General features: G+C 59.8%; 8 protein-coding genes and 2 pseudogenes. 1 reads left to right on the plus strand and 9 read right to left on the minus strand.

What is annotated here, in order from left to right; translation table 11 throughout:
• Positions 1-4 precede the first annotated feature (4 nt).
• The 6 genes from DFP89_RS08890 to DFP89_RS08915 form a co-directional block, all read right to left on the minus strand.
• Positions 5-1,078: a tyrosine-type recombinase/integrase gene (locus DFP89_RS08890; RefSeq protein ID WP_181870291.1), complete on the minus strand. Its 1,074-nt coding sequence runs from the start codon at positions 1,076-1,078 to the stop codon at positions 5-7.
• Positions 1,065-1,244: a hypothetical protein gene (locus DFP89_RS08895; RefSeq protein WP_114349029.1), complete on the minus strand. Its 180-nt coding sequence runs from the start codon at positions 1,242-1,244 to the stop codon at positions 1,065-1,067. Before DFP89_RS08895 ends, DFP89_RS08890 begins: the two co-directional genes overlap by 14 nt.
• 95 nt (positions 1,245-1,339) lie before the next feature.
• Entirely contained in the window at positions 1,340-2,158 is an 819-nt protein-coding gene (locus DFP89_RS08900; RefSeq protein ID WP_114349030.1) for a DNA adenine methylase, read from the minus strand.
• The gene (locus DFP89_RS20735; RefSeq protein ID WP_245948628.1) at positions 2,158-2,715 is read right to left on the minus strand and encodes an ASCH domain-containing protein; all 558 of its coding nucleotides are present in this window, start codon (positions 2,713-2,715) and stop codon (positions 2,158-2,160) included. The genes DFP89_RS08900 and DFP89_RS20735 overlap by 1 nt, the downstream gene beginning before the upstream one ends.
• Positions 2,716-2,738: 23 nt before the next feature.
• A complete protein-coding gene (locus tag DFP89_RS08910; protein ID WP_245948629.1) occupies positions 2,739-3,110 on the minus strand; it encodes a DNA cytosine methyltransferase in 372 nt (123 codons plus the stop codon).
• 287 nt (positions 3,111-3,397) lie between these two features.
• The gene (locus DFP89_RS08915; RefSeq protein WP_114349032.1) at positions 3,398-4,009 is read right to left on the minus strand and encodes a BRCT domain-containing protein; all 612 of its coding nucleotides are present in this window, start codon (positions 4,007-4,009) and stop codon (positions 3,398-3,400) included.
• Positions 4,010-4,672: 663 nt separating this feature from the next.
• Here DFP89_RS08915 and DFP89_RS21090 point away from each other — a divergent pair.
• Positions 4,673-4,786: pseudogene (locus DFP89_RS21090) on the plus strand (hypothetical protein); the annotation flags it as partial.
• Between the two features lie 216 nt (positions 4,787-5,002).
• Here the strand turns inward: DFP89_RS21090 and DFP89_RS20745 are convergent.
• From DFP89_RS20745 to DFP89_RS08935, 3 genes and pseudogenes are all read right to left on the minus strand, one after another.
• Positions 5,003-5,296, minus strand: a pseudogene (locus DFP89_RS20745) (HK97 gp10 family phage protein); the annotation flags it as partial.
• Positions 5,293-5,592, minus strand: a complete 300-nt coding sequence (locus DFP89_RS08930) for a head-tail connector protein (RefSeq protein ID WP_114349034.1) — start codon at positions 5,590-5,592, stop codon at positions 5,293-5,295. The pseudogene DFP89_RS20745 and the gene DFP89_RS08930, both read right to left, overlap by 4 nt.
• A gap of 163 nt (positions 5,593-5,755) precedes the next feature.
• Positions 5,756-6,682, minus strand: a complete 927-nt coding sequence (locus DFP89_RS08935; RefSeq protein WP_245948631.1) for a beta family protein — start codon at positions 6,680-6,682, stop codon at positions 5,756-5,758.
• Positions 6,683-6,843: the final 161 nt, after the last annotated feature.

The following is a 6,843-nucleotide window of genomic DNA, read 5'->3' on the forward strand; positions in this document are numbered from 1 at the left end:
CATTTTACAGTTTCGTTCTGGATTCGGCCTGCTTCAGCTTCTCGGCAAGGCTGTCGGACATGGCCGGCGACAACGCTACATAGCGTTCGATCACCTCGGCGGCGTGCTTCAGTGACCAGCCCATGTGGGTGGCGATCTCCTTCAACTCGGCTCCCGCTTCCAGCAGGCGGGTGGCGGCGGTGCCACGGGCGTCATAGAGCCGCAGATCGTGGCGGATGCTCAGCTTGTCCCGCCACTCGCTGACAGCATCGCCGAGATAGTTCTCGTGCTTGTAGGGCTGTCCGCGCATGTTCACGATCAGCCTGTCCTGATCCAAAGGTGTGGCGTCGATCAGCGATGCCATCCGGTCAGTGACCGGGATCGAAGCTAGGCGGCTGCGTTTTTGCGTCCAGATCACGATGCGGCGCCCGTGCGGCGTCCTGTGGATATGTGCCCGCGACAGGACGGCCAGATCACCTGGGCGCAACCCTGTCTCAAGCGCGATCGCGAGGATCCGCGAGACATGCGCCGGTGCGCCTTGGTGGAATGTATCGATCTCGCCGGGCAGCCAGAATATCTCAGCGCGGTTGGGCTTGTAGACCGACCTGATGTCGCGGAAGTGGTTTTGGGCGATCAGGCTGCGATCAATGGCGAAGCCAACGATCCGTTGCAGGTGGCGGATTCGATCATCGCCGACCTTGCCGCCGATCTTGTCGCGCCATTTCAGCGCCTCGCCGCGGATGCGCGGATCATTGAAGGCGGCGATCGGCGCGCTGCCGAACTTGAGGTCAATACCGTTCTTGGCATGATAGATCGACTTGCGCATGTCGGACTGGGTGCGTGGGGCGAGTCCGGTAAAATCGGTGCTGTCCAGGAAGGCGACAATGGCCTGCCGAAATTTCCCCTTCGCTGCTTCAGCTTTTGGCGTGCAGGCGCGCAGGGCGTCCAGATATTCTGGTGACCCGATTGTGACGCCGCTGGCGCTGTCCCAGAACTTTGGCGCGCCCTTGCCGCGCCAAGCATAGTGATATTCTCGCCGGCTGCCGTCGGCCAGCGTGGTGCGGACCCGGTGAATGCCTTTAAGATTAATCCTGACCATCGAACCATCCATCAACTTCGTTCTGCGCCGGTCGCTTCGGCTCGGCCTGCAGTATGCGGATCGTGCCGCTGCGTGTCACCTCGATGATTGCCATGGGATCCACCTCACGCGCCGCCTTCACGGCGCGGCGCACCTGGGCTTCGGTGAATGTCGCGGCGCGGCCCATTACCTGTCCTCCTGGTGCCACGGGCGGTCCCGCCGTATTTGGACGCGCTTAGGCATTGGAAACCTCCGTCTGCGCGCCGGAAATCGGTTGACCTGTCATATCAGCGTTCCTTGCTGCTCGAAGCTGCGCCATATGACTTCCGTGCGCTTTCGGGCTCCATCGGCGTGGGTAGTCTTCTCGATCCGGTTCCACCCGGCCAAAGCTGCGTCATAGACAGGGCTTGGATAGCCCGAGAGGATCACTTTGCCCCTCACCGCTCGCAGCACGTCCAGCAGCGCCATGTGATCGTCGCCTGTCATCTCGTGGCGGTAATCGCCGCCGGCATCGCGCGTCTCAGGCAGATAGGGTGGATCGACATAGAACAGGGTATCGGGCGAATCGTGCGCCGCGATCAGCTCCAGCGCCGGCCTGCTCTCGATCACCACGCCGCGCATGCGGTCAGCGACAGAAGCAATCACGGCCGGCATTCCCATCCAGTTCATCGGCGGCGTGGTGCCGGCGCGAACGCCGCGACCTCGAAAACCAGTCTTGGAATGTCCGCCGCGGAACGCAGCACCACAGGGACTGAATCCCATGTGCGACCGAATTAGCAAGCGCCGCACCTGCTCCACATCGTCGGCGCACGGCTCGCCAGATTGCGCGACATCGAACTCGGCACGAGCGAACGGCGTGGCCTCAATCAAGCGGGCGAGATTATCAGGCGCTGTCCGCAACAGGTGAAACAGCGCCACCAGTTCACCGTCAAGATCGTTCCAGACCTCTAGATTGGTTCTCGGCTTGCGCAGAAGAACAGAGGCCGCGCCGCCGAAAGGCTCAACATAGACGCGATGTGCCGGCATGTGGCTTATGATCCAGGGCGCCAGCAACCACTTGCCGCCGTGCCAGCGCAGGATAGGACGAGTCGGCGCGGTCATCAATCCTCTCCCCAGTATTCCATGTCGCCTTCGGCGCAGGCCTCGGGGCCATCGGACCTGTAGTAAGGGTCGTCGAAGGCGGCTGCCGCGCATTCTCTGGCGTAGTCTGCAACCGAACCGCCGTCGTCAAAATGTGTGAATCCGCAGCATGCCAAGGTGTGCGCAACATAGCGCTCGATCCAGCCGTCCTTTGGCAGTCGGTCCCACTGGATCAGCATGCCCGTAAACGGCAGGCCATGTGTCTTGTCGAACCATTCGGCCATTTCGGCGAAGCTCGCGAAGCCATCCCATCGCGCCAGCATGTCGGGGTTCGGGACGGATCGGCCGTCAGATAAGTGGATGCCATTCGCATCAATGACGACGGGTTCAATGCCGGCACAGACAGGATCTGGATCGATCAACTTGCGGCAGGCCTTGGTGCGCATGCCGGTATAGAGCTGCAGCCTGTCGCCGGGTTGGGCGTGACGCCCGTCCTTCCGCTGCGCGCGAATGGTCTGGCACTTCTGGCCGCTGGCGACCGCATCTGCGAAACGGGTCTGGAAGTTATAGGCGACCATTCGGCGACCCTTTCTTGCGAACCTCAGCCATTGGCAACACCCCTCGATTCGACAGCCAGATGCCCGCAATTGGCACCGACAACTGCAGCCGCCAGCTGCGGGCAAACGCTGTTGCCGCAGCAGCTGACCTGCACGTCTTTGGCAAAGGCGCGCCAATGCCAATCGCCGGCCTCGTCCTCGTTCCACACCCCCTCGATGACATAATCCGGCGGGAATCCCTGGGCGTTGAACAACTCGCGCGGCGTCAGCATCCGCATGCCGATGTCGATGACGACATAACTGGCACCGTCGATTTCGAGCGTGACGAATTCGCCGCCGTCCCAGGCATCATGGTCGATGCTGATGATTGCCAGCTTCAGGTCGCGTGAAGAGTGCGCGGTGCATTTCAGCGTCACGTTCCAAACGGCCTGCAATTGGTTTGACGGTCATTGCCGTCCCTATGGCGACGCTGTCGCTTGGGCCATCGACACGCTGCCCCGCTATCCCGAGATCATGCGGGGGCAGTGATGGCATCGGGCTTTCAGGTTGCCCGGGCGGGTGAGGCAGGACAGGTGGCAGAACCAGTCCTTAACCCGCCACGATTCCGCCCGCCACGGGCGAGGAGTACCGGGATCGTGGAACCTGCGGCTGGCCCGGCCGAGAGCTGCCAGAAGGCGGCGGGGCAAAAATTCAGCGGGGCGCTTCAGTCGATGTGCTGGCGCCAGTGCGCTTCGGACACGATGCGGATGGGTGAGCCTTGGTTTTGCCACTCAACCGCCTGTTCGATCTTGCGGCCGAATGACGATTGCGCCCAAGAGGCTGTCGCATATTCGCCGATCACCAGCACATTCGTGCTCCAGGCGATGGTGCCGCAGCGCCCGCCGCGCGAGATCACCTCGGCCTCACATTGCTTGCGGGTTCCAGTCACGAAGGTGCCGGTAAAGCAGTATCTCTGCCTCTCGAAGGTCAGCGCGGGGGCGGGATTGTCCAGCGGCAAGGTGGTCGATTTCAGCACTTCGCCCAGTTCGAAATCGTTTCCGGTCAGCCGGTTCAGCGTGTCGTGCAGGTCGCGGCGTTCGTCTTCGTCAATAACTTTATCCGCTGCGCTTTCTTCGATTCGCTGGATCAGCCGCGAGACCATCGGATGCGAATGCACCCCTTCGTTGGCGGCCAGCCATTTGTGCAGGAATACTATTTCGGCGTCGGATAGATGTCCGTCAGCGATCAAGCCGCGGGCTATCCCAGTTAGCTCAGTGACCTGCCGGTCACAGATGGCTGCGCCGAGATATCGCCCGGCCCGGGCTGCATCAGACATGATTCTCTCCTTTTACGCGAATTGCGATCAGCTTCGCGCAGGTGGGTGTGGAGTCAAGTCACACAGCAAAATACCCAGCCGCGTCGGCAGGGCAAAAATCCATCGGGGCGTTTGCGCAAGCGGCCCGATGGTCAGGTGGGGCGGCTACCTCCTCCCGGTCGCCCCGCCATCAGCGCAAGGACTTTATGATGCCTGATCAGATGCAAGCCAGTTTTCCCACGACCCCTGCGGACTGCCGCGCGGGGGCGAAGCATGGCACACCGCAGGGCTATCAGCGCCACAAGTGCCGTTGCGATGGCTGCCGTGGCGCCGAGGTTGGGCGATCGGCAACGTCCATCGGGATGAGGATGCGTCGGAGAACATCAAGCCCAACAAGGCGCGGTCTCGGGGTCGGATCGATCCCGCGGTTGCGGCGATCATGGCTGTGGGGCGGGCCGAGACGGCCGAGGGCAAGCGCAAGGCGCGGGAGATCGAAACGGCATGAGCATCATCGGACGAATCTTTGCCCGACCGGCGCCGCCCGACCGGGTGGAACCGCACGTTTCTGCGCCGGTCGCTTGTGATGATGGCCCGTCCAGCACCTCGCAGCCGCGTGGCTGGATCGTCGAGGGTGGTTGGGGCGGGCAGAGCCGGGTGAAGACGCTTCCGCGCGTATCGGCGCCGATGGCGCAGCGACATGCGACAGTGTTTTCGTGCTGCAACGTGATCGCGGGCGATCTCGCCAAGGTGCCGCTGAAGCTCTACCAGCGGCAGGAAGATGGTCAGGACAAGCGGTTGCGCGATCATCCAGCCTCTTACCTGCTGAACGTCGAAAGTTCGCCTGGCGTCCCTGCCATCGTGACCCGGTTTGACGCCCTCGCGCGCCGCACGGTTGACGCGGCGCTCGACGCGGGTTTTTGCCAGCCGCCACGCGGGCAGCATGAAGGGCAGCGGCGTAACCTTGCCGGTGCTGGTCCCGTCTTTGTGGTGGCGCTCTTCCGTGCCGAACTCGACCAAATGGGCGGTGTGCACGTTTGCGTTGCCGACCGTCACCAGTGCTTGCAGCTCATGCGCCTGCGCGGTCGCGCCGCCCTGCGCATAGGGCGGGGTTGTCTCGCCGGGGCCGGTGACGGCGATGCTGTCGATTGTCTCGCCCGTGCGCCGGGATGCCTCGGCCAGTTGGCGGGCTTTGTCGGCGACTTCCTCGGCAGATTTCAGGACAGCCGGGGCAACTTTGGCTTTGATCTCGGGTGCGATGGCGGCGAGGCGCTTTGCCAGCGCATCGGATGATTGTTTGGTGATGCTCATGCTGCGGCCTCGTGCTGATGGCCGGTGACGCGTTCTTTCAGCGGCGACAGCAGGTCATGGACGCCGAACGGAATCTGGTAGGCATTGCTGAAGATGATGGCCTCGCGGCTCTCATATTGCGCGGCCACCATCAGCAGCGCGGCTTGCACCATCAACGGATTGTCGGCGGCGAAGGGCTGGCCGGTATAGGCGGCGATCCAGGCAGCGGCGACGTTGCTGTAATGGTTCAGCAGATCGCCATCGGCATCCGGTTCAAGATTCAGGTGCGCCCGGACAAGGGCGAGGGGAACAGACATAACTCATGACTCATAACAGACAGATTATGTTATGTTATAACATATGCATATCTTACTGTGAATCCTTGGAAAAGTTATTTTCCGCCTATCTTGTGCGCGCCTCCACACGCCGGTTCCCTGATCGAGAAGGAATCGGGGGGGCACCCCGGCAAGCAAGCAGATATCAGTCGAAAGTAGATAAAGGACTTGCGTAATGACCAAGTCGGCGCAATTGTTGTTGGATATGTATATTCATGCGAACCGATATCCAGAACGATGGGCTGGAAGAAGGAACTCCTCCGCTAGATGCCATTCGTATTTGAGACACCCCCCACGAAGAAAGGTCTGAAGAGGCGATATCATGTTTGAATCGCTCATCACTAACAATGCTAGAGGCGACGCTGCGATAATGTTGAGAGTATGTCGTTAGATATTCTTTTCCCTTCCCTTTACCAATGCTTTTTCTCTTCTCGCGATAGTAAAAAATCCTGTCGCCTTTGAATGGGTAGTCAATTCTAGGCCGCCAACCATTTGCCATAACGATGCCGTCGTTGCGGATGGGGTTTATTGACCCATAGTCAGAAAAAATAACATTTGCAAATTTGTTGTGAATAAGCCGAGAAGCCACCTCGTGAAACTTCACTTCTTCCTCGGCGAACTCCCCGCTGTTTTCTCCAGCGACGTCTGTGACAGAGCTCGGAAATGAGGTCGCCACAAGAACAGGGCTGGCGTCCGGTATTAGCTCATGTATAACGTCAAGAATTTTCGAGGCCTCATAAGCATGAAGCTCCCCCGTCCCTGGTCGAATGTAATCGTAGTCCAAAAAGAATCGAAAAGTCCCTCCCCGAGATGTGAAATTCCCAATCCTATCCTGTAGCGCGATCAAGTCTGCATCAAACGATTGGTCGCGCTTTGCGGATGCGCGATAGCCGATCGTTTGACACTTTCTAGCAAAGACATCAAATTGCTTGCAAATAGAATCACTGAATTCATCCCAAGATTGCCCATCAATGGTATTTATCTGCAAAATTGGTGTGACGAACCTCTTTTCTTGCATCAAGTCCTCAACAAAGGAAGTCCAGTTTGAGTAACCATCACGCGGATCACGCAAAAATTCCGTGTGACCTGATGAAAGGGAAGAGTCTCGGGTAACATCTATGTAAAACAGCTGATCTGCTAGGGTCAGGACCCATTAATCGGCTTGAGGCTGGTCTGCCTGCGTGATTCAAGCTCCCGAACTGACGGGGGTGATGATGAGCAACCTTTACTGGC

It is taken from the genome of Paracoccus lutimaris (assembly GCF_003337565.1).
GTDB lineage: Bacteria > Pseudomonadota > Alphaproteobacteria > Rhodobacterales > Rhodobacteraceae > Paracoccus > Paracoccus lutimaris.

What these genes read in the sequence shown, in the direction of transcription:
- DFP89_RS08890 (WP_181870291.1), bottom strand. Translation starts at nt 1,078, where the DNA reads ATGGTCAGGATTAATCTTAAAGGCATTCACCGGGTCCGCACCACGCTG.
- DFP89_RS08895 (WP_114349029.1), bottom strand. Translation starts at nt 1,244, where the DNA reads ATGGGCCGCGCCGCGACATTCACCGAAGCCCAGGTGCGCCGCGCCGTG.
- DFP89_RS08900 (WP_114349030.1), bottom strand. Translation starts at nt 2,158, where the DNA reads ATGACCGCGCCGACTCGTCCTATCCTGCGCTGGCACGGCGGCAAGTGG.
- DFP89_RS20735 (WP_245948628.1), bottom strand. Translation starts at nt 2,715, where the DNA reads ATGGTCGCCTATAACTTCCAGACCCGTTTCGCAGATGCGGTCGCCAGC.
- DFP89_RS08915 (WP_114349032.1), bottom strand. Translation starts at nt 4,009, where the DNA reads ATGTCTGATGCAGCCCGGGCCGGGCGATATCTCGGCGCAGCCATCTGT.
- DFP89_RS08930 (WP_114349034.1), bottom strand. Translation starts at nt 5,592, where the DNA reads ATGTCTGTTCCCCTCGCCCTTGTCCGGGCGCACCTGAATCTTGAACCG.